Here is a 22,078-nt window from a genome sequence, read left to right as displayed (position 1 = left end):
CCGGGGCCGGCAGCGACCGTCGAGTGGGCGGTCATCGGGGCGTACGGGCTGCGCTGAGGTGGAGTCCGGGCGGGGCGGTAGGCCCGTGTCCGCCCGGACGCGCGGCCCGGCGGCCGTGGGCCTGGCCAGGGGGTGGTCGGGACCGCGGCGGTCGGGGTGCCGGAGGAGTCGCGGGCCGGCCGCGGCGGGCGGACCGGTTGAGCCGGACCCGATCGGGTGTCGACCCCGATCAGGTCGGTGGATCGGCGAGCCGTCGCCGGAGGAAGCGACGGCTCACGAGCCGAGCGGCGAAGCGCTCGTCCGGCACCCCGGCCATCAGCCATACGGTCCCCGATCGGCAACCCGCCGGCCATCCGGCGGTCCGACCCCGGCCGGCCGTTGTCCACCTGGCGACATGTCGCCGATGCGGCAGGCCGCAGCTAGTGACCTTCCGATGATCTCCGTCGCAGACTCCGAGCGGTCGGTCTCCTGGGACCGGCCCTCGGAGTAGAGGAGCGCATCGCATGCACTGGCCCCCACGCTGGCTCGCCGCCGGCGCGGTCGGCGCGCTGGTGGTCGGGTTCGCCGCACCGGCGTCCGCCGACCCGCCCGCCCGGACCACCGCCCCGGCACCGGCCGCGTCCATCCCGGGCGCCGCGCCCGCCCGCATTACCCTCATCACCGGCGACCGGGTCGAGTTGGCCCAGGCGGCCCCCGGCCGGGTCGCCGCCACCGTCCAGCCCGGCCCCGGCCGCGAGCGGATCACCTTCCAGACCGTGTCGGCCGACGGTGGGCTGCGCGTCCTGCCCAGCGATGTCGTGCCGTACGTCTCCGCCGGGGTGCTCGACGCCGACCTGTTCGACGTGCAGAAGCTGGTCGCCGAGGGGTACGGCGACGCCGCGCAGGGCGCACTGCCGCTGATCGTCCGCTACCAGGAGCCGGCCGCCGGCCGGCTCCGACCGCTGTCCGGGGCCACCGCCGCCCGGCCGCTCGAGAGCATCAACGGCGCGGCGCTGCGCGTCGCCAAGGGCGACCTCGGCCAGCTGTGGAGCACGCTGAAGGTCGCGCCGGCCGCGCGGACCGCCGCGAACGGGCCGGTCCGGCTCGGCGCCGGCATCGCCCGGGTCTGGCTGGACGGGCGGGTCCACCCGGCGCTGGAGCACAGCGTGCCGCAGATCGGGGCCCCGGCCGCGTGGGCGGCCGGCCGGGACGGCGCGGGCGTCCGGGTCGCGGTCCTCGACACCGGAGTCGACGCCACCCACCCCGACCTGGCCGGCCGGATCGCCGAGACGCAGGACTTCACCGGCGGCGGCAGCGCCCGTGACGGGCACGGCCACGGCACCCACGTGGCGGCCACCATCGCCGGCAGCGGCGCCGCGTCCGACGGGCTGCGCAAGGGCGTCGCGCCCGGCGCGAAGCTGCTGATCGGCAAGGTGCTCGACGACGGCGGCAGCGGCTACGACTCGGGGATCATCGCGGGCATGGAGTGGGCCGCCCACTCCGGCGCGAAGGTGATCAGCATGAGCCTCGGCGGCCCGGCCACCGACGGCACCGACCCGATGAGCCAGGCGGTCAACGACCTCACCGCCGAGACCGGCGCGCTTTTCGTGATCGCCGCCGGGAACGAGGGCGAGGCGGGCACGGTCGGGACGCCGGGCGCGGCCGCCGCGGCGCTCACCGTCGGCGCGGTGGACCGCGACGACAACCTGGCCGACTTCTCCAGCCGTGGTCCGCGTCTGGGCGACAACGGCCTGAAGCCGGAGATCACCGCCCCGGGCGTCGGCATCGTCGCCGCCCGCGCCGCCGGCACCGCCATGGGTACGCCGGTGGACGACGCGTACACGCGGGCGTCGGGGACGTCGATGGCGACCCCGCACGTCGCCGGCGCGGCGGCGATCCTCGCCCAGGAACACCCGGACTGGACCGCCGGGAAGCTCAAGGACGCGCTGGTCAGCACGACGAAGGCGAACCCCGCGCTGACCGTCTTCGAGCAGGGCGGCGGCCGGGTCGACGTGGCCCGCGCGCTGAGCCAGCGGGTGTACGGCTCAGCCACCGCCGACTTCGGCCGGATCGCCACCGGCGGCGCGGCGGTGGAGCGGACCGTGACGTACACCAACGGCACCGGCGCGGCGCAGACCCTGCGGCTGGCGCTGCAGCTGCGCAACCTGGACACCGGTGCGACCGAGCCCGACGGGGTGTCGCTCGACGGCGCGGAGGTGACCGTGCCGGCCGGCGGCAGCGTGAACGTCCCGCTGCACGCCGACCCGGCGAAGCTGGACCGCGGGGTGTACGGCGGGTGGCTGGTGGCGACCGGTGCGGACGGTGTCGCGGTGCGGACCGCCATCGGCCTGACCCTCAGCGGCCCGCTGCACACCGTCACCATCAAGGCGCTGGACATGCAGGGGCAGCCGGGCGGCGCATCGGTGGTGACCCTGTTCGGCGAGCACCGGGAGTCCGACCGGCTCGGCTACCTCTTCCGCGGGATGCAGTGGCAGGTGCAGGTCGAGGAGGGCCCGTACCTGCTGCAGGGGCTGATCGAGCACGGCGTCCCGCTGGACGAGCAGCTCACCCTGGTCACCGATCCCGAGCTGACCGTCGACCGGGACCTGACCCTGGTGCTCGACCCGCGCAAGGGCACGCCGGTGCGCATCGAGACGCCGAAGCCCAGCGAGCAGCGGGACACGCTCAGCTTCTACGAGCACCGCGTCTTCGGCAACGGCCGGCAGGTCGACCACGGCGTGATGACGTTCAGCACGGTCCAGCAGGTGAACGTCACGCCGACCCGGCCGGTGCGCCAGGGCGAGTTCGAGTTCGCCTCCCGCTGGCAGCTCGTCGCGCCCATGGTGGACGCCCAGGTCAGCAACGTCTCCGGTCCGCTGGACATCAACCTGCTGGGCCGGTCGCCGGCCCCGGCCGGCCGGCGGAAGCTGCCGCTGGTCTGGGCGGGTGACGGCAGCGCCGCCGAACTGGCCCGGGCCGGGGTCCGAGGTGCGGCCGCGCTGATCGCCGGTAGCTACGACCGTGCCGAGGGGGACCAGATCGCCGATGCCACGGCGGCCGGCGCCGCGATGGTGCTCATCGTCCGCGTGGCGGACGAAAGCGCGTGGACGGTCTGGCGTCCGGACGGGGACCGGCTGCCGATTCCGTCGCTGGTGGTCGCGTACGACGACGGGCAGCCGATGATCGCGGCGGCGAAGAGCGGCCGGGCCACCCTGGACGTGACGCTGACCGTGGACAGCCCCTACCTGTACGACGTGTGGCAGGTGTCGCAGGGGCGGGTCCCGGATCGGATCCTGCACCGGGTCACTGCGGACAACACCGCCGAGGTGACCGCCCGCTACGCCGACACCGGCGGATTCGACTGGGCCAGCGAGCAGCGGTTCGGGTGGCGTCCCTGGCAGCAGTACTCGTGGAACGACGACCAGCGGATGGTGCGTACCGGCACCGTGCGGCAGGAGTTCGTCAGCGCCGGGGACTCCTGGTGGCAGCAGCGGGTGCTGCACCGGCTTCCCTGGTCCGACTGGGGCCCGCTGGTCGGCGGGCTCGTCCAGCCGCCCCGCCGGTACGCCGCCGACGACCGGGTCACCGAGACCTGGCACGGCGCGGTGGTCCGGCCGGCCGTGCCGGCGGGCGGCGGGGTGCCGGTGCCCGCGCGTACCGGCGACACCCTGAACCTGCGGGTGGCCGAGTTCGTCGACGCGGACGGCCACTACGGCGCGGCCCGGTTCAGCGAGGAGTGGGACAGGGTGCAGGCCCGGCTGAGCCGGGACGGGGAGCAGCTCGCCGACCTTTCCAGCGGCTGGGCACCGGTGCCGACCACCCCGGGTGCGGCCCGCTACCGGCTGGACCTCAGCACCGAGCGGTCCTCCGAGGAGTGGCGCTGGGCCACGCGTACCGACACGGCGTGGCAGTTCACCTCGGCCCGGCCGGCCGGGGACGCCGCCGAGCCGCTGCCGCTGCTGCAGGTGGACTACCAGGTCCCCGCCGACCTGCGCGGCGAGGTGCCCGGCGGCCGACCGCACCAGCTCGGGCTGACCGTGCGCCAGCCGGCCGGCGTGCCGGCGCCGACGGGCGTCGGGATGCGGGTCGAGGTGTCCTTCGACGCCGGGCGGACCTGGCAGTCGGTGCCGGTCCACGGCTCGGGCACTCGGTTCACCGCGATGGTGCCGGCCGGGCACGGCACGGTGTCGTTGCGGGTGCACGCCGATGACCGTGCTGGCAACAGCGTCGACCAGACCGTGCTCGACGCGTACGGGCTGCGCTGACGGGGGACGGGGCGGGGCGGCTACCGGCCGTCCCGCCCCGTCGCCTCAGATCCAGCCCCGGCGGGCGGCCTGGAAGGCAAGCCCCGGCCGGGTGTCCACGCCGGCGACGGTCATCAGGTCGGCCAGCCGCCGCTGCACGGTACGGCGGCTCACCCCCAGCTGGGAGGCGATGGACTTGTCCGGGACGCCGGCCACGAAAAGGGCGAGCAGCCGAACCTCGTCGGGGTCCGGCCGGTAGCCGTCGACGGCCGGCCCGTCGACCGGCGGGGCGGACGAGCGCAGCGGCGTGGATATCCGCCAGTAACTCTCGAAGAGGGCGATCAGCGCGTCGAGCAGTTGGCTGCGGCCGATCACCGCGGCGCTCGGTTCGCCGCTCTCCCGGTCCGGCACCAGCGGGCAGATCGCCGTCCGGCCGTCCACGATGGCCAGCCGCACCGGCAGCCGGTCCAGCACCCGGGCCTGCTCTCCGGCGCGTACGCCCCGCTCGATGTCCTCGAGCCCGCCCGGTTCGAGGAGCATCTCGCGCTCGTAGATGGCCCGGTAGCGCACCCCGCGGGCCAGCGCGTCGAACTCTTCGACGTTGTCCTGGCCGGGCATGGCCAGCGGGTTGGCCCGGCAGAACCAGAGCACCTCGACCCGGGCGCCGTTCTGCGCGTCCCGCAGGCGCTCGCGGAGCACCCGCGCCCCGGTGATCACCTCCACCAGGTGGTCGGCGTCGTGCCGCCGCATCCCGGCGCGGTACTCCTCGGTCAGCTGGGTGACCGCCGACCGGGCCGCCTCCAGCGCCTCCTGCCGGCGCAGCAGCGCCTCACCGAGCGGGACGTCGGGGGCCAGCGGCCGCAGCGGCGCGTCCGGCTCCGGCCCGATCGGCAGCACCAGCCCCTTGCCACGCAGGGCCTCGAGCTGCGCGACGACCTCCGCACGCGGCCGGCGGAGCCGCTCGACGAGCTCCTCGACCCGGGCCGTGGTGAGCTGGACGAGGGAGCGGTACAGCTGCTCCTCGCCGGGGGTCAGGCCGATCACGTCCAACACGGGGCAGAACTGTACGACGTCAACCGCCATGCCCCGATGCGGCGTCGCCGGCTGGTCAACTGTCGGGGGCCGCGTCTACTGTCAGGTGCTGTGCTGGAAGAGCTGCGCATCACCGGACTGGGCGTCATCGAGGACACCACGCTGCCGTTGACCGGCGGGATGAACGTCATCACCGGGGAGACCGGTGCGGGCAAGACCATGGTGGTGACCGGCCTCGGCCTGCTCTTCGGCGGTCGGGCCGACGCCGGTCGGGTGCGCGCCGAACCGGGCCGCGCGGTGGTGGAGGGGCGGCTGCGCCTGCTCGGCCGGGTGGCCGGGACGGTGCACGCCCGGGTCACCGACGCCGGCGGCGAGCCCGACGAGGACGGCTCGCTGCTGCTGAGCCGTACGGTCACCGTGGAGGGCCGTTCGCGGGCGCATCTGGGCGGCCGGAGCATGCCGGTGTCGATGCTCGGCGAGGTGGGCGAGCAGGTGGTGGCGGTGCACGGCCAGTCCGACCAGCTCCGGCTGCTGCGCCCGGCCGAGCAGCGGGCCGCGCTGGACCGGTTCGCCGGCCCGGAGCACGAGAAGCTGCTCGACGCGCTGCGCGAGGCGTACACCCGCTGGCGGGCGGTGGTCGACGACCTGGCCGACCGGCGGCGCAACGCCCGCGAGCGCAACCAGGAGGCCGACCTGCTCCGCCTCGGCCTCGACGAGATCACCCGGGTGGACCCGCAGCCCGGCGAGGACGACGAGCTGAAGGCGGAGGCGCAGCGCCTGGAGCACGCCGAGGGGCTGCGCACCGCGGCCCAGCTCGCCCAGCAGTGCGTGGCCGGCGGGGTCGAGGCGGCCGACGACACTCCCGATGCCACCGCGCTGCTCGGCACCGCCCGGCGCACCCTGGAGGCGCAGGCCGGCACCGACCCGGCGCTCGGCGAGCTGGCCGTCCGGCTGGAGGAGGCGGCCACCCTGGTCGCCGACGTCGCCGCGGAGCTCTCCGCGTACCTGGCCGCGCTGGACGCCGACCCGGCCCGCCTGCAGGCCGTCTACGAGCGGCGGGCCGCGCTGCGCGGGCTGACCCGCAAGTACGCCGACGACGTCGACGGGGTGATCGCCTGGGCCGAGCGGGCCCGCACCCGACTGTCCGACCTGGACACCTCCGACGAGCTGCTCGACGAGCTGGAGAAGGAGTCGTCCCGGCTGGCCGGGGAGGTGGCCGAGCTGGCCGGGCGGGTCGCCAGCTCGCGTCAGGAGGCGGCGGTCCGCTTCGCCGGGCAGGTCACCGTCGAGCTGGCCGGGCTGGCCATGCCGCACGCCCGGATCGAGGTGGCGGTGCTGCCGCGCCCGGTGGGGCGGGCCGAGCCGAGCCTGTCGATCAACGGGGTGGAGGCCGGCGTCGGCCCGGACGGCGCCGACGAGGTGGAGTTGCGCCTGCTGGCCCACCCGGGCGCGCCCGCGCTGCCGTTGCAGCGGGGCGCCTCCGGCGGTGAGCTGTCCCGGGTGATGCTCGCCATCGAGGTGGTCTTCGCCGGTTCCGGTGGCCCGCCCACCCTGGTCTTCGACGAGGTCGACGCGGGCGTCGGCGGCCAGGCCGCGGTGGAGATCGGCCGGCGGCTCGCCCGGCTGGCCCGCAGTCACCAGGTCCTCGTGGTCACCCACCTGCCGCAGGTCGCCGCGTTCGCCGACCGGCACCTCGTGGTGGCCAAGGACACCGGGGGAGCGGTGACCACCAGTGGGGTACGTGTGGTGGAGGACACCGAGCGGGCCCGGGAGTTGGCCCGGATGCTCGCGGGTTTGCCCGATTCCGATCTGGGTATCGCCCATGCCGAGGAACTCCTGGCCGTGGCGGCCAAGGAAAGGCGCCCGTGATCCCCGGATTGTGAGCGCAAGCACACCAGCGTGCGCCGTGGTGTGCTTCCCTGGGTAGGCGGCCCTGCTCAGGCATGTCGCGACAGCAATACCTGCCTCACATGCCAGGATGGTCACGATGCGTCTACCCACGTTGCGCCGGACCCGGAACGCGGAACCGGGCTCAGTCCTCGGCACCGCGCGCCTCGACCGCCGGACGAAGCGCCTGGTCGGCCGGCTCCGTCCCGGGGACATCGCGGTCATCGACCACGTCGACCTGGACCGGGTGGCGGCCGACTCGCTGGTCGCCGTCGGGGTCGCCGCCGTGCTCAACGCCAAGCCCTCGGTCTCCGGGCGGTATCCGAACCTGGGCCCCGAGGTGCTGATCTCCGCCGGTATCCCGCTCCTGGACGACCTCGGCGAGAGCGTCTTCGAGCAGATCCGCGAGGGCGACCAGGTCCGGATCGAGGGGAACACGGTCTATGTCGGCGAGGAGCCGGTGGCGCACGGCGCGCTCCAGGACGCCGAGACGGTGGCCAAGTCGATGGCCGACGCCCGGGAGGGGCTGTCGGTGCAGTTGGAGGCGTTCGCCGCCAACACGATGGACTACCTCAAGCAGGAACGCGACCTGCTGCTCGACGGCGTCGGCGTACCGGACATCGAGACCCACGTCCAGGGCCGGCACTGCCTGATCGTGGTCCGGGGGTACGACTACAAGGCCGACCTGGACGTGCTGCGCCCGTACATCCGGGAGTTCAAGCCGGTGCTGATCGGCGTGGACGGCGGCGCCGACGCGCTGGTCGAGGCGGGCTACACCCCCGACATGATCATCGGTGACATGGACTCGGTCACCGACGACGTGCTGCGCTGTGGTGCCGAGGTGGTCGTGCACGCCTACCCGGACGGCCGGGCGCCCGGCCTCGCCCGGGTGACCGCCCTCGGTGTGCCGGCGATCACCTTCCCGGCCGCGGCCACCAGCGAGGACCTGGCCATGCTGCTGGCCGACGAGAAGGGCGCCTCGCTGCTGGTGGCCGTCGGCACCCACGCCACCCTGGTGGAGTTCCTCGACAAGGGCCGGGGCGGCATGGCCTCGACCTTCCTGACCCGGTTGAAGGTGGGCGGCAAGCTGGTCGACGCCAAGGGGGTGAGCCGGCTCTACCGCCAGGGCATCTCCGGTTCCTCGCTGCTGCTGCTGGTCCTGTCGGCGGTGGCCGCGATGGCCTCCGCGGTGGCGGTCTCCACGGTCGGGAAGGCGTATTTGGGCGTGGTCTCCGAATGGTGGGACAATTTCGTGTTCCAACTCGGCCAGCTCTTCTAGCCCCCGACCGATCAAGAGGCTGCAAGCGTGATCAATTTCCGCTACCACGTGGTGTCCCTGACCGCGGTCTTCCTGGCGTTGGCGATCGGCCTGGTGGTCGGCACGGCCGCCCTGAACGGGCCGGTCGCCGACTCGCTCAAGGAGAACGTCAACGCGCTGCGCAAGGACAACCAGCAGATGCGCCAGACGGTCAACAGCCTCCAGAAGGAACTGGACATGGAGGAGGACTTCGCCGCCGAGACGGCGCCGCTCATCCTCCCCGGCAAGCTGGCCGGCCGCCGGGTGCTGGTGGTCAGCCTGTCCACCGGCCGGGAGCACACCGAGGGCGTGGTGAAGATGCTCCAGCTCGCCGGGGCCAATGTCACCGGCCGGATCGACATCCAGGACAAGTTCATCAGCCCGGACAGCGCGACCAACAACAACCTGCTGGAGTTGGCCGTCACCGCCGCCCGCCCCAACAGCGTGCCCACCGGCAACCTGCCGGGCAACGGGCACGGCGTGGAGACCTCCAGCGCCCTGCTGGCCAGCGTCCTGCTGGACCGGCCGGCGGGCAGCCCGCCGGTCACCGACGCGGATCGGAAGGTGGTTCTGCAGACCTACGCGACCGCCGGGTACCTCACCTCGGAGAACAACAAGGTCGCGGGGCCGGCCGAGGCGGTCGTGCTGGTCACCGGGCAGCCGTACGTCGACAAGGACTCGGCGAAGAAGGACGAGTCGGTGGTGAAGATCGCCGAGCAGTTCGACCACAACGGGGCGCTCGTGGTCGGCGGCATGGGCTCGGCCGGCGGCAACGTGGTCGCCGTGGTCCGGGGTGACCCGGTGCTCTCGCAGACCATCTCGACCGTCGACAACGCCAACACCGTGCAGGGTCAGGTCGTGACCGCGCTCGCCCTGGTGCAGCAGCTGACCGAGAAGAAGGCCGGCCAGTACGGTGTCGGGGACAACGCCGCGGGCGGGCTGCTGCCTAAACTGCCGCAGTGACCGAGCGGACGTCCGCTCTGCACCGCGTCGCGCTGGGTATCCGGATCGGAGGAGTCGCGTGAGACTGGGTCGGCTGCTGGCCGTCGGCGCGGGGGCGGTAGCCGCCCGCTACGTGCTGCGGGCGGTGGGTACGTCGCCGGGCGCGCCGGCGCTCGAACGCACCAACTTCCGCGGTCGCACAGTCACCCTGGCCGCCGGTCCGGCCCTGGCCGTCGGGGCCGCCACCGCGGGCGCACTCGGCGCGGGCAGCGCCCCTGCCGGCGCCGCCGCCCTGGTCGCCGGCATGGGCGCCGGCACGGTCGGGCTGTACGACGACGTCGTCGGCGCGCGGCCCGAGCAGAAGGCGGCGAAGGGCTTCGCCGGGCACCTGGCCGCGCTGCGCGAGGGCCGGGTCACCGCCGGACTCGTGAAGATCGTCGGGGTGGGGGCGGCCGGCCTCGGCGCGGCCGCGCTGCTCGCCGCCGACCGCCGGGTCGCCGCCCATCCCCGCCGGCAGCGCGCCGGCGCCTTCGGCCGCGGGCTGGACGTGCTGCTCGGCGCCGGCGTGGTGGCCGGCACCGCCAACCTGGTCAACCTGCTCGACCTGCGCCCCGGCCGGGCGCTCAAGTCGGGGATGCTGCTCGGCGCGCCGCTGTCCACCGGCCCGTACGGCGGCATCGCCGCGGGCGCGGTCGGGGCCGCCGCCGGGCTGATCCGGGACGACCTCGACGAGCGGGTGATGCTGGGCGACAGCGGCGCGAACGCGCTCGGCGCGCTGCTCGGGGTGAGCCTGGCCGCGCGTACCGGGCCGCTGGGCCGGGCCGGCGTCCTCGCCGTGCTCGCCGCCCTCACCGCCGCCAGCGAGAAGGTCAGCTTCACCCAGGTGATCCAGCAGACCCCGGGGCTGCGGGAACTCGACGCGCTGGGCCGGCTCGACGACTGACGTGACGAAACCGGCCCCCCTCGCCGGCACCGGCCGGGTGGCCGGAGCGGCCGCACTCATCGCCGTCCTCACCGTGGTCAGCCGGCTCGCCGGCTTCGGCCGGACCGCCGTCTTCACCTGGACGCTCGCCCCCACCGACCTCGGCGGCGCGTACGTGGTGGCGAACAACCTGCCGAACTTCATCTTCGAGATCGTGGCGGGCGGGGCGCTGGCCAGCCTCGTCGTGCCGCTGCTGGCGGCGGCGGCCGACCGGGGCGACCGGCGGGCCGTGGCCGCCACCACCGGAGCCCTGCTCACCTGGGTGCTCGCCCTGCTGGTGCCGCTGGCCGTGCTGGTCGCGCTGCTCGCCGACCCGCTGGTCGCGCTGCAGGGCTCCGGCCTCAGCGAGGTGCAGCAGCAGGCCGGGGCGCGGATGCTGCGGCTGTTCGCGCCCCAGCTGCCGCTGTACGGCGTCGGCATCGTGCTGACCGGGGTGCTCCAGGCGCACCGGCGGTTCGCCTGGCCGGTGATCGCCCCGCTGCTGTCCAGCGTCACCGTCATCGCGGTCTACCTCGGCTTCACCGCCGTGGAGGGGCGACTGGCCACCGTGGCAACGGTGGGCGGGGGTGGTGAGCTGCTGCTCGCCGGAGGCACGACGCTCGGCGTGGTGGTGCTCTCGCTGTCCCTGCTCGTCCCGCTGCGCCGGCTGCGGCTGCCGCTGCGGCCCGGCTTCCGGTTCCCCGCCGAGGCCCGGGCCCGGGTCGGTGCGTTGGCCGTCGCCGGGCTGGTGACCGTCGCCGCGCAGCAGGTCGCCCTGATCGTGGTGCTCAACCAGGTCTCCTACGGGTCGAAGGCCAACCCGGGCATCTACAACATCGCGCAGACCATCTACTTCCTGCCCTGGTCGGTGCTGGCCGTGCCGCTCGCCGTTGCCGCGTACCCGACCCTGGCGGCGGCCCGGGCAGCCGGCGACGAGCGGACCTACCGAGCCACCCTGGCCCCGGCGGTGCGGGGGGTGGTGCTGTTCAGCCTGCTCGGCGCCGCCGCGCTGGTCGGCACGGCGATCCCCGTCGGGCACTTCTTCTTCGCGCCCGAGGCCGCCGGTACGGCCGCGGCCGGGATCGCCGGTTTCGCCCCCGGTCTGCTCGGCTACGGCCTGTTCGCCGTCCTCACCCGGGCCCTCTACGCCCGGGGGGAGACCCGCTCGGCGACCGCCGCCACCGCGGTCGGCTGGCTGACCGTGCCGGTCCTGGCGGTCCTGCTCGGGCACCTGATGCCGCTGGCCGACCGGGTGCTGGCGGTGGCCCTAGCCACCTCCGCGGGCATGCTGCTGCTCGGCGGCCTGCTGATCGCCGCCGTGGTCCGCTCCGCCGGCCGGGCCGCCCTGGCCGGCGTCGGTCGGGCCGGGGCCGCTGGCCTGCTCGCCGCTGCGGTCGCGGGGCTCGGCGGGGCCGCCACCGCCCGCTGGCTCGCCGGCCTCGGGACCCCGACGGCAGCCGGGGCGCTCGTGCAGGGCATGCTGTCCGGGGCCGTGGTCGGCGCCCTGTTCCTCGCCGTAGCCTGGCTGACCGACGCGCGGGACGTGCGGCCGCTGCTCGCGGCCGTGACCCGTCGGCTCGGGCGGCGACGACGGCCGGCCGCCGACACGCCGGAGGAGCAACGCCCCCCGGAGCGGGGCGACGGGAAGGAGACTCTTACCCGGTGAGCGCGAGGAGTGGCCGGGTTTGCGAGCCCCGTAGTCGCGAACGGAGGGGGCGCACGGTGAGCGCGAGGAGTGAGCCGGGTTTGCGAGCTCCGCAGTCGCGAACGGAGGGGGCGCACGGTGAGCGCGAGGAGTGAGCCGGGTTTGCGAGCCCCGCAGTCGCGAACGGAGGGGGCGCAATGACGGACGCCTCGTCGGCGCCGCGGTGGCCCGGCTCGGTCGCCCTGGTGCTCGCCTCCAGCACCGGCGGGGTGGGGCAGCACATCCGCTCGGTGGCCCGCGGCCTGACCGCCGCCGGTGCGTCCGTGCTGGTCTGCGGCCCGGCCGCCACGCAGGACCAGTTCGACTTCACCGGGGTGGGTGCCCGGTTCGCGCCGGTGGAGATCCCGGCCAGCCCCACGCCGGCCGACGCGCGGGCGGTCGCCGCGCTGCGCCGGGCGCTGTCCGGCGCCGAGGTCGACGTCGTGCACGCCCACGGGCTGCGGGCCGGCCTGGTCGCCGTCCTCGCCCGGCCGGCCGCCCCGCTGGTGGTCACCTGGCACAACGCCGTCCTCGCCGGCGGGCTGCGCGGCCGGCTGTCCCGGCTCGCCGAGCGGATCGTGGCCCGCTCCGTGCGGGTCGCCCTGGGCGCCTCCGACGACCTGGTGGCGCGGGCCGCCGCCCTGGGCGCCGCCGACGCCCGCCTCGCCCCGGTCGCCGCGCCGACGCTGCCCCCGCCGCGCCGCCGCCGGGCCGCCGTCCGCGCCGAGTTCGGGGTCGCCGCCGACCGCCCGCTCATCCTCTCCGTGGGCCGGCTGCACCCGCAGAAGCGGTACGACATCCTGGTCGACGCCGCCGCCCGGTGGCGTACCCGGAACCCGGCGCCGGTGGTGGTGATCGCCGGCAGCGGGCCCGCGTACCTCCAGCTCGCCGCGCGGATCTCGGCCGCCCGGGCCCCGGTGACCCTGCTCGGGCACCGCACCGACGTGGCCGACCTGCTCGCCGGCGCCGACCTCGCCGTGGTGACCAGCGACTGGGAGGCCCGGCAGCTGTTCGCCCAGGAGGCGTTGCGCGCCGGCGTACCGCTGGTGGCGACCGCCGTCGGTGGCCTGCCGGAACTGGTCGGCGACGGCGCGGTGCTGATCCCGGCGGGCGACGTCGACGCGGTGGACACGGCGGTCCGCGCCCTGCTGGACGACGAGGCCGGGCGGGCCGACCTGGCCCGCCGCGGCGCCGCCCGGGCGGCGACCTGGCCGACCGAGGCGGACACGGTGGCCACCCTGGCCGCCCTCTACGCCGAACTGGCGCCCGAGCTGCCGACGGGGACCCGGTGATGCTGCGTCGACTGACCCCGGTCCTGCTGACCCTGCTGGTGGTGGTGCTCGGCGTCACCGCGCTGACCGCCCGGCCGCAGCACGGCAGCCCCGGCCGCAGCGCCGACTTCGTGGTGCTGGCCGGGGTGGCCGGGCTGCGCTGGGACGACGTGGACCCGGAGACCACCCCCACCCTGTGGCGGATGGCGGAGGAGGGCTCCATCGGCTCCCTCTCGGTGCGCTCCGCGCACCGGCCCACCTGCCCGGTCGACGGGTGGCTCACCCTCGGCGCGGGCAACTTCGCCGCCTGGAACGGCAGCCGCCCGGCAGGTGGCTGCCCGGCCGCCGGAGTGACCGTCGAGCGGCCCGACAGCATCGGCGCCAACCTGCCCGACCAGGAGAGCGTCGTCGCGTACAACCAGGACAAGCTCGCCTGGGGGGCCACCCCGGGCGCGCTGCCCGAGTCCGTGCGCTGCTCGGTGGCGGTCGGGCCGGGTGCCGCGGTGGCCGCCGCCCGCCCGTTCGGCCGGGTCGACCGGTACGAGCCGGTCCTGCCCGCCGCTCCGGCCCGGCTACTCGGCTCGTGCGTGCTGAGCATCGTCGACCTGGGCAGCGTCGACGGTGAGAATCCGGCGACCCGGGTCGCCCAGGCGCGGCAGGTGGACGCCCAGCTCGCCCGGGTGCTCGCCGCCCGGCCGCCTCGCTCGGCGGTGCTGGTCGCCGGTGTCGGCGACACCGAGGCGCCGTCCCGGCTGCAGGTGGCCATCGCCCACGGTCCGGGCTGGGAGCGGGGCTGGCTGACCTCGCCGAGCACCGGCCGGGAGGGCTACCTGCAACTGGTCGACCTGGCCCCGACCGCCCTGGCCGCGCTGGGCCGGCCGATGCCCGAGCGGCTCTTCCTCGGCCGGCCCGCCGTCTCGGTCGGCGGCCGGCCGGACGACCTGCGTGCCGCGATCGACGCGCCGGCCGACGCGGACCGCGAGGCGGGCGCCCAGCGCCGCGTCGCCGGCTGGTTCTTCGGCCTGCTCGCGGCCGCCCAGGTGGCCCTTGCCGTCGCGGTGCTGCCCCTGCTGCGCCGGGCCCGCCGGCATGCCGGCCCGCACGGACCCGAACCGGTGTCCCGGCGGGTCGTGGCGGTCGTGGAACTGCTGCTGATCGCCGCCGCGCTCGCCGTGCCGGCCGCCCTGCTCGCCGATGCGGCGCCGTGGTGGCGGGGGGAGTACGCCGGCTGGTGGTTCGGCCTGGTGACCGTCCTGCTGATCGTCGGTGGCACGGCCGCCGTCCGGTTCAGTCCGGGCTATGAGCGCACCCTCGGCCCGCTCGGCGCGGTGGCCGGCCTGGCCGCGCTGGTGGTCGGAGTGGACGTGCTCACCGGCTCCCGGTTGCAGCTCAACGGCGTGGTCGGATACTCCGCCCTGGAGGGCGGCCGGTACACCGGGCTGGGCACCGTCGGGCTCGGCGTGTTCGTCGCCGGCTCGCTGCTCTGCGGGGGCTGGCTGGCGCAGCGCGTGCCCCGCGCCTGGCGCCTGATGGTGATGGTCGCGGTCGGCGGCGCCGCCGTGGTCGTCGTGGGCAGCCCGTACCTGGGGGCGGACTCGACCGGCGCGATCGCACTCACCGCCGGGGTGAGCGTCGCCGCCGCGATCTGCACCGGTGGCTGGCTGACCGTGAGCCGGCTGGCCTGGGCCACCATGGCCGCGCTGGCGCTGACCATCGGCTACGCGGTCGTCGACCTACGCCGCCCGGCGGTCGAGCGGGGCAGCGTCGGCCGTTTCCTGGCGGCACTCGGCGACGGCACCGGCGGGCTCACCGTGCACCGCTCCAGCGCCGCCAACCTGCAGACCCTGGTGGACAGCCCGCTCACCCTGCTGGCGCTGGCCGGTGCCGCGCTGGTCTGGCTGGCCCTGCTCCAGCCCTGGGGCGGGCTGATGCGGCTGTTCGGCATCTACCCGGCGATCCGGGCGGCGATGGCCGGCACCGGCGTGGCCGCCGGCATCGGCGGGGTGCTGGGCGGTTCGGCGCTGGACGTGGCCGGGGCGGCAGGTGCCCTGGTGGTGCCGATGGCGGCCCTGGCGGCCCTGCGAGTGCTCGACCATTCCACCGACCGCACCCAGCCGGGCAGCGGCCGGCCGGGCGACGAGAGCGGGCTGCGGCCGGCCGGCCCCGGTGACGACGGGGACCACGCCATGAGCGGGCACCCGCCGCAAACCGCCGCCCCGGGCGCCGACGACGCCGGCGGTTCCGACGCCTCGGAAACCGACGACGGCACGCGGGCCCGGGCCGACGCGCGCCCGGCCCGGGTGCCCGCCCCGGCCCGTCCGGCATCGACGGAGGTCCCCACGGCGTGAGCCGGACCCGGCTTCACGTGCGCCGACGCCGGGTGCCGCGCCGGTCCGGGCCGGGAAACGTGTTACCGTGGAATCCCGTGGATCGCGTGATCACTTCGGTGGTCGGCACGGCGGTTCGCACGACCGCTACGGACGACACGGGAGCAGGCCTTGGCCCCTTCAGCACGGACGACCAGGCACATTTTCGTCACCGGGGGCGTCGCCTCCTCGCTGGGTAAGGGCCTCACCGCCTCCAGCCTCGGCAACCTGCTGACCGCGCGCGGGCTGCGCGTGGTGATGCAGAAGCTCGACCCGTACCTCAACGTCGACCCGGGAACGATGAACCCGTTCCAGCACGGCGAGGTCTTCGTCACCGAGGACGGCGCCGAGACCGACCTCGACGTCGGCCACTACGAGCGGTTCCTCGACCGGGACCTGTCCGGCAAGGCGAACGTCACCACCGGGCAGATCTACTCGGCCGTGATCGCCAAGGAGCGACGCGGCGAGTACCTCGGCGACACCGTCCAGGTCATCCCGCACATCACCAACGAGATCAAGTCGCGGATCCTCGGCATGGGTGAGCCGGACGCCGACGGCCAGGTGCCCGACATCGTGATCACCGAGGTCGGCGGCACGGTCGGCGACATCGAGTCGCTGCCGTTCCTCGAGGCGATCCGTCAGGTCCGCCACGACCTGGGCCGGGACAACTGCTTCTACCTGCACGTCTCGCTGGTGCCCTACCTGGCGCCGTCCGGCGAGCTGAAGACCAAGCCGACCCAGCACTCGGTGGCGCAGCTGCGCAGCATCGGTATCCAGCCGGACGCCCTGGTGCTGCGCTGCGACCGGGACATCCCGGACAAGGTCAAGGAGAAGCTCTCCCTCTACTGCGACGTGGACCGGGAAGCGGTCACCGCCGCCCCGGACGCGCCGAGCATCTACGACATCCCCAAGGTGCTGCACCGTGAGGGCCTCGACGCGTACGTGGTGCGCCGGCTCGGCGTCTCGTTCCGTGACGTCGACTGGTCCCGCTGGGACGACCTGCTGGACCGGGTGCACCAGCCGCAGCACACGGTGACCGTGGCGCTGGTCGGCAAGTACGTCGACCTGCCCGACGCCTACCTGTCGGTGAGCGAGGCGATCAGGGCCGCCGGTTTCGGCCACCGGGCCCGGGTGCAGCTGCGCTGGGTGCCGAGCGACGACTGTGTCACCCCGGCCGGGGCGGCCGCCGCGCTGGCCGGCGTGGACGGCATCGTCATCCCGGGCGGGTTCGGTGTCCGCGGCATCGAGGGCAAGATCGGCACTGCCCGGTACGCCCGGGAGAACGGCGTCCCGCTGCTCGGCCTCTGCCTCGGCCTGCAGTGCATGACCATCGAGGTGGCCCGCCACCTGGCCGGTCTGGACGGGGCGAACTCGCTGGAGTTCGACGAGGAGGCCCGGCACCCGGTCATCGCCACCATGGCCGACCAGGAGGACATCGTCGCCGGCAAGGGCGACCTGGGCGGCACCATGCGGCTCGGGGCGTACCCGGCGAAGCTGGCCGAGGGCTCGCTGGTCGCCGAGGCGTACGGCAGCAGCGAGGTCAGCGAGCGGCACCGGCACCGGTACGAGGTGAACAACGCCTACCGCGACCAGCTCACCAAGGCCGGCCTGCAGATCTCGGGCACCTCGCCGGACGGGCGGCTGGTCGAGTTCATCGAGCTGGACCGGAAGCTGCATCCGTTCTTCGTGGCCACCCAGGCGCACCCGGAGCTGAAGAGCCGGCCGACCCGGCCGCACCCGCTGTTCGCCGCGTTCGTCAAGGCCGCCGTCGCGTACTCCCAGGCCGACCAGCTTCCGGTCGACCTGGCGACCGCCCCGCCGGAGGCCGCGGCCGCGAAGGCGAGCCGCAACGGCGCCGCCGCCGCGGCGAAGGCGACGTCCGCGTCGTGAGCGAGCGAGCCATCAGGTGCAGCAGCGCGGCGCCTCGCGCCGCCGTGGGGCGGAGCGAGGGGGCGGCGTGAGCGCGGTCGAGCACCGGTACGAGGTGACCGCGCACCGGGAGATCTGGTCCGGCCGGATCTTCCAGGTGGTCAGCGACGACGTCAGCATGCCGGGCGGCGGCACCGCGGCCCGCGACTACGTCACCCACGTCGGCGCGGTGGCCGTGGTGGCGCTCGACGACGCCGGCCAGGTGGTGCTGATCCGGCAGTACCGGCACCCGGTCGGCCGGCACCTGTGGGAGCTGCCGGCCGGGCTGATGGACGTCAGCGGCGAGGACCTGGCGGCCGCGGCGGCCAGGGAACTGGCCGAGGAGGCCGACCTGACGGCCGGGACCATCGACGTCCTGGTCGACCTGCACTCCTCTCCCGGCTTCTCCAACGAGGTGGTTCGGGTCTTCCTCGCCCGCGATCTCGCCGACGTGCCCGCCGATCAGCGGCACGACCGGCGCGACGAGGAGGCCGACCTGCAGGTGGTCCGGGTCGGGCTCGACGAGGCGGTGCGGATGGTGCTGGCCGGCGAGATCACCAACGCGGCCTGCGTGGCCGGGGTGCTCGCCGCCGCCCGGGCCCGGGAGACCGGCTTCACCGAGCTGCGCCGGCCGGGGGCGCCGCTGCCCCGCTGAGCCGGATCGGACAGACAGCGGGGCCGCGCGGTGGTGACACCGCGCGGCCCCGCTCGTCGATGTCGGCGCTCAGTCGCGCAGCGGGCGTCCCTGGCCGTCGACACCGCCGTTGACCAGGATCAGGATGCCGTCGACGAGGCCCCAGATCGCGCCGAAGCCGCAGGTCACCAGGGTCACCACGAGCTGGATCACGCCGATCTTGACATCGCCCATGTAGAACCGGCCGATACCGAAACCGCCAAGGAGGATCTGCAGGATGCCGGCGACGATCTTGCTCTTGTCCGAGACACCCTGCGGGGGGTACTGCTGGTAAGGAGTGGTCATGAGCGGACACCCTAGTGATCCACAGGCGTCCTGTCCGCACTGGCACTCCATCGGTGGGACGATTTTTATCCAATAGTGTCCTTACGGCTGAGCCGGTCTTCACCGCCCGGCCCGGTTCATGCCTGACACATCGTCAGGACCACCGGGCACCGGATATCACTGTGCTGCCCTCCGTGGAGTTCGCACGGGCCTAGACTGCCGCCGGCGGGACCGGTGGACTGCGTCGGCAAAGGGGCCGCCGCGGCGCCGCAGCCGGGGTGAGCAGCCCCGAAGGAAGGTGTCTGCATCGTGAAGGTCGGAATCCCCCGCGAGGTCAAGAACCACGAGTACCGGGTGGCGATCACGCCCGCGGGCGTCAACGAGTTCACCCGCCACGGCCACGAGGTGTTCGTCGAGTCCGGCGCGGGCGTCGGTTCCAGCATCACCGACGACGAGTTCACCGCCGCCGGCGCGAAGATCCTGCCCACCGCCGACGAGGTCTGGGACGCCGCCGAGCTGGTGCTCAAGGTCAAGGAGCCGATCGCCGAGGAATACCACCGGATGCGCGAGGGGCAGGTGCTCTTCACCTACCTGCACCTGGCCGCCTCCCGGGACTGCACCGACGCGCTGCTCGACCGCAAGGTCACCGGCATCGCGTACGAGACCGTCGAGCTGCCCGACCGCTCGCTGCCGCTGCTCGCCCCGATGTCCGAGGTGGCCGGTCGGCTCGCCCCGCAGGTCGGCGCCTTCTACATGATGCGCACCGGCGGTGGCCGGGGCGTGCTGCCCGGCGGCGTCTCCGGCGTGTACGCGGCCAAGACCGTGGTCATCGGCGCCGGCGTCTCCGGCATGAACGCCGCCGCCATCGCGCTCGGCATGCAGTCCGAGGTGCTGCTGCTCGACAAGAACGTGGCCCGGCTGCGCCAGGCCGACGCCATCTACCGCGGCCACCTGCAGACCGTCGCCTCCAACGCGTACGAGATCGAGCGGGCCGTGCTCGACGCGGACCTGGTCATCGGCGCGGTGCTGGTCCCCGGCGCGAAGGCGCCGAAGCTCATCTCCAACGAACTGGTCTCCCGGATGAAGCCGGGCAGCGTGCTCGTCGACATCGCCATCGACCAGGGCGGCTGCTTCGAGGACTCGCGTCCCACCACGCACGCCGACCCGGTCTACAAGGTCCACGAGTCGATCTTCTACTGCGTGGCGAACATGCCCGGCGCGGTGCCGAACACCAGCACCCACGCGCTGACCAACGTCACCCTGCCGTACGCCCTGGAGTTGGCCAACCGCGGCTGGCGGGAGGCGCTGCGGGTCGACCCGGCGCTCGCGCTGGGCCTGAACACCCACGCCGGTCACGTGGTCTACGGCCCGGTCGCCGAGGCGCACGGCATGGACGTCCTCCCGCTGGCCGACGTCATCGGTTGAGAGGCGACAGCCTGACCAGCACAGTGGACGGGGCCGGCCCGGGCGAACAGCCCGCGCCGGCCCTGCGCCGTGCCGTCCGGGGCTACCTGGACCATCTCACCGTCGAGCGGGGGCTCTCCGCGAACACCCTCGCGTCCTACCGCCGCGACCTGGAGCGCTACCTGGCCACCCTGGCCGCCGCCGGGGTGACCGACCTGGCCGCCGTCGGCGCCGCCGAGGTGGAGAGCCATCTGGCCCGGCTGCGGGCCGGTGACGCCGAGCACCCGCCGCTGGCCGTGTCCTCCGCCGCCCGCGCCGCCAGCGCCGTCCGCGGCCTGCACCGCTTCGCGCTGCGCGAGGGCCTGGCCGGCGCCGATCCCAGCCGCGACGTCCGCCCGCCCACCCCGCCCCGCCGGCTGCCCCGCGCCCTGCCGGTCGAGGACGTGCTCCGGCTGCTGGAGACCGCCGGCCCGGTCACCGCCGCCGGCGACGCGGCGCCCCGCGCGCTGCGCGACCGGGCCCTGCTGGAGTTCCTGTACGGCACCGGGGCCCGCATCTCCGAGGCCGTCGGCGCCGCGGTGGACGACCTGGACCTTGACGAGGGCACGGTGCTGCTGCGCGGCAAGGGCGGGCGCACCCGCCTGGTCCCGATCGGCGGGTACGCCGTCGAGGCGCTGCGCGCCTGGCTGGTCCGGGGCCGTCCGGCGCTGCTCGCCGCCGGGCGGGGCACCCCAGCCGTCTTCGTCAACGCCCGCGGTGGACCGCTGACCCGGCAGGGCGCCTGGGCCGTCCTGCGCCGCTCGGCCGAGCGGGCCGGCTTGCCGGTGGACGGCCCCGGCGCGGTATCCCCGCACACCCTGCGCCACTCCTACGCCACCCACCTGCTCGACGGCGGCGCCGACGTCCGGGTGGTGCAGGAACTGCTCGGTCACGCCTCGGTGACCACCACCCAGGTCTACACGTTGGTCACTGTGGACCGGCTGCGTGAGGTGTACGCGACCGCCCACCCGCGGGCCCGCGGCTGACCGGTGGCGGGCGGCCCGGAGCCGCCGGCCGGCCGACACGCCGACCCGGTACCGAACGCGCTGCTGGCGGGTGGCGTACAGTCGGCATCGGCGCGGACCTCATGGGGCGACACCGGGGTGCGCAGCGGCGCCGCGAAGGACGTCGGACGGCTCCGACACCGGGTGGTCGTCGGGAGGGGGCAACGAGGACATGGCTGGCAACGAGAACCGTGCCGAGACCTGGACGTCGGAACTCCGCGAGCAGCAGGCGACGCTCGGCTCCGACCTCGGCCCCGCCGACCCGGCCGCGTACACCATGCGCAAGCCGATCCCGGAGCCGATGCCGACCGACCGGCACGGGCCCGCGCGGATCATCGCGATGGCCAACCAGAAGGGTGGCGTCGGCAAGACCACCACCACCATCAACCTGGGTGCCGCGCTGGCCGAGTACGGCCGCAAGGTGCTGCTGGTGGACTTCGACCCGCAGGGCGCCCTCTCCGTCGGCCTCGGCGTCAACCCGCACAACCTCGACCTGTCGGTCTACAACCTGCTCATGCAGGACGACGTCACTGCCGACGACGTGCTGATCAAGACCGACGTGGCCGGGCTGCACCTGCTTCCCGCCAACATCGACCTCTCCGCCGCCGAGATCCAGCTGGTCAACGAGGTCGCCCGGGAGATGGCCCTGGCCCGGGTGCTCAAGACGATCCGCAAGGAGTACGACTACATCCTGATCGACTGCCAGCCCTCGCTGGGCCTGCTGGCGATCAACGCGCTGACCGTGGCGCACGGCGTGCTCATCCCGCTGGAGTGCGAGTTCTTCAGCCTGCGCGGCGTCGCGCTGCTGCTGGACACCATCGACAAGGTGCGCGAGCGGCTCAACTTCGACCTGGAGCTCGAAGGCATCCTCGCCACCATGTACGACAGCCGCACCACCCACTGCCGGCAGGTGCTCCAGCGGGTGGTGGAGGCGTTCGGCGACAAGGTCTACCAGACCGTGATCACCAAGACCGTGAAGTTCCCCGAGTCGACCGTGGCCGGCGCGCCGATCACCACCCTCGACCCGGCCTCCTCCGGCGCCCGTAACTACCGGCAACTGGCCCGTGAGGTGATCGCCGCCCAGGCGGAGCGGTAGGCCGAA

The 22,078-nt window shown here is 74.6% G+C and carries 15 protein-coding genes; 13 read left to right on the top strand and 2 right to left on the bottom strand.

What is annotated here, in order from left to right:
- Positions 1-503: 503 nt before the first annotated feature.
- Positions 504-4,244 carry a S8 family serine peptidase gene (locus ACFYML_RS33500; protein WP_387424453.1) on the top strand — a complete coding sequence of 1,247 codons (3,741 nt, stop codon included), beginning with the start codon at positions 504-506 and terminating at the stop codon, positions 4,242-4,244.
- Between the two features lie 45 nt (positions 4,245-4,289).
- On the opposite strand, the gene ACFYML_RS33495 is transcribed toward ACFYML_RS33500, so the two are convergent.
- Positions 4,290-5,276 (bottom strand): helix-turn-helix domain-containing protein, encoded by a 987-nt coding sequence (locus ACFYML_RS33495; RefSeq protein WP_387424452.1) that lies wholly within the window; start codon positions 5,274-5,276, stop codon positions 4,290-4,292.
- Between the two features lie 90 nt (positions 5,277-5,366).
- Between ACFYML_RS33495 and recN the strand changes: the two genes are divergently transcribed.
- The 9 genes from recN to ACFYML_RS33450 all read left to right on the top strand — a co-directional run bounded on the left by recN (position 5,367) and on the right by ACFYML_RS33450 (position 18,226).
- Complete coding sequence (gene recN / locus ACFYML_RS33490) at positions 5,367-7,124, top strand: DNA repair protein RecN (protein WP_387424451.1); 1,758 nt, start codon at positions 5,367-5,369, stop codon at positions 7,122-7,124.
- Positions 7,125-7,242: 118 nt separating this feature from the next.
- Complete coding sequence (gene steA / locus ACFYML_RS33485) at positions 7,243-8,421, top strand: putative cytokinetic ring protein SteA (RefSeq protein ID WP_387424450.1); 1,179 nt, start codon at positions 7,243-7,245, stop codon at positions 8,419-8,421.
- 27 nt (positions 8,422-8,448) lie between these two features.
- Positions 8,449-9,402 (top strand): copper transporter, encoded by a 954-nt coding sequence (locus ACFYML_RS33480; RefSeq protein WP_387424449.1) that lies wholly within the window; start codon positions 8,449-8,451, stop codon positions 9,400-9,402.
- Between the two features lie 58 nt (positions 9,403-9,460).
- Positions 9,461-10,324 carry a hypothetical protein gene (locus ACFYML_RS33475; protein WP_387424448.1) on the top strand — a complete coding sequence of 288 codons (864 nt, stop codon included), beginning with the start codon at positions 9,461-9,463 and terminating at the stop codon, positions 10,322-10,324.
- A gap of 1 nt (position 10,325) precedes the next feature.
- Positions 10,326-12,008, top strand: coding sequence for a murein biosynthesis integral membrane protein MurJ (gene murJ / locus ACFYML_RS33470; protein WP_387424447.1), 1,683 nt, complete (start codon positions 10,326-10,328; stop codon positions 12,006-12,008).
- 176 nt (positions 12,009-12,184) lie between these two features.
- The gene (locus ACFYML_RS33465) at positions 12,185-13,318 is read left to right on the top strand and encodes a glycosyltransferase family 4 protein (protein ID WP_387424446.1); all 1,134 of its coding nucleotides are present in this window, start codon (positions 12,185-12,187) and stop codon (positions 13,316-13,318) included.
- Positions 13,318-15,645 (top strand): hypothetical protein, encoded by a 2,328-nt coding sequence (locus ACFYML_RS33460; RefSeq protein ID WP_387424445.1) that lies wholly within the window; start codon positions 13,318-13,320, stop codon positions 15,643-15,645. The genes ACFYML_RS33465 and ACFYML_RS33460 overlap by 1 nt, the downstream gene beginning before the upstream one ends.
- A gap of 150 nt (positions 15,646-15,795) precedes the next feature.
- Positions 15,796-17,553 (top strand): CTP synthase, encoded by a 1,758-nt coding sequence (locus tag ACFYML_RS33455; protein ID WP_387424444.1) that lies wholly within the window; start codon positions 15,796-15,798, stop codon positions 17,551-17,553.
- Between the two features lie 67 nt (positions 17,554-17,620).
- Positions 17,621-18,226 (top strand): NUDIX domain-containing protein, encoded by a 606-nt coding sequence (locus tag ACFYML_RS33450; protein WP_387424443.1) that lies wholly within the window; start codon positions 17,621-17,623, stop codon positions 18,224-18,226.
- 69 nt (positions 18,227-18,295) lie between these two features.
- Here ACFYML_RS33450 and ACFYML_RS33445 read toward each other — a convergent pair whose 3' ends face one another.
- A complete protein-coding gene (locus tag ACFYML_RS33445) occupies positions 18,296-18,550 on the bottom strand; it encodes a TM2 domain-containing protein (protein WP_083673085.1) in 255 nt (84 codons plus the stop codon).
- Positions 18,551-18,838: 288 nt separating this feature from the next.
- Between ACFYML_RS33445 and ald the strand changes: the two genes are divergently transcribed.
- From ald to ACFYML_RS33430, 3 genes are all read left to right on the top strand, one after another.
- A complete protein-coding gene (gene ald, locus ACFYML_RS33440; protein ID WP_387424442.1) occupies positions 18,839-19,954 on the top strand; it encodes an alanine dehydrogenase in 1,116 nt (371 codons plus the stop codon).
- Positions 19,951-20,958, top strand: a complete 1,008-nt coding sequence (locus tag ACFYML_RS33435) for a site-specific tyrosine recombinase XerD (RefSeq protein ID WP_387424441.1) — start codon at positions 19,951-19,953, stop codon at positions 20,956-20,958. The genes ald and ACFYML_RS33435 overlap by 4 nt, the downstream gene beginning before the upstream one ends.
- A 190-nt stretch (positions 20,959-21,148) precedes the next feature.
- Positions 21,149-22,072, top strand: coding sequence for a ParA family protein (locus ACFYML_RS33430; protein ID WP_073838671.1), 924 nt, complete (start codon positions 21,149-21,151; stop codon positions 22,070-22,072).
- Positions 22,073-22,078: the final 6 nt, after the last annotated feature.

The organism is Micromonospora sp. NPDC007230 (genome assembly GCF_042869115.1).
Taxonomy (GTDB): Bacteria; Actinomycetota; Actinomycetes; order Mycobacteriales; family Micromonosporaceae; genus Micromonospora.
The sequence above is the reverse complement of the archived record's forward strand: the minus strand, read 5'-3'. Positions and strand labels throughout refer to the sequence as shown.

What these genes read in the sequence shown, in the direction of transcription:
- ACFYML_RS33445 (WP_083673085.1), bottom strand. Translation starts at nt 18,550, where the DNA reads ATGACCACTCCTTACCAGCAGTACCCCCCGCAGGGTGTCTCGGACAAG.
- ACFYML_RS33500 (WP_387424453.1), top strand. Translation starts at nt 504, where the DNA reads ATGCACTGGCCCCCACGCTGGCTCGCCGCCGGCGCGGTCGGCGCGCTG.
- steA (WP_387424450.1), top strand. Translation starts at nt 7,243, where the DNA reads ATGCGTCTACCCACGTTGCGCCGGACCCGGAACGCGGAACCGGGCTCA.
- ACFYML_RS33430 (WP_073838671.1), top strand. Translation starts at nt 21,149, where the DNA reads ATGGCTGGCAACGAGAACCGTGCCGAGACCTGGACGTCGGAACTCCGC.
- ACFYML_RS33465 (WP_387424446.1), top strand. Translation starts at nt 12,185, where the DNA reads ATGACGGACGCCTCGTCGGCGCCGCGGTGGCCCGGCTCGGTCGCCCTG.
- ACFYML_RS33460 (WP_387424445.1), top strand. Translation starts at nt 13,318, where the DNA reads ATGCTGCGTCGACTGACCCCGGTCCTGCTGACCCTGCTGGTGGTGGTG.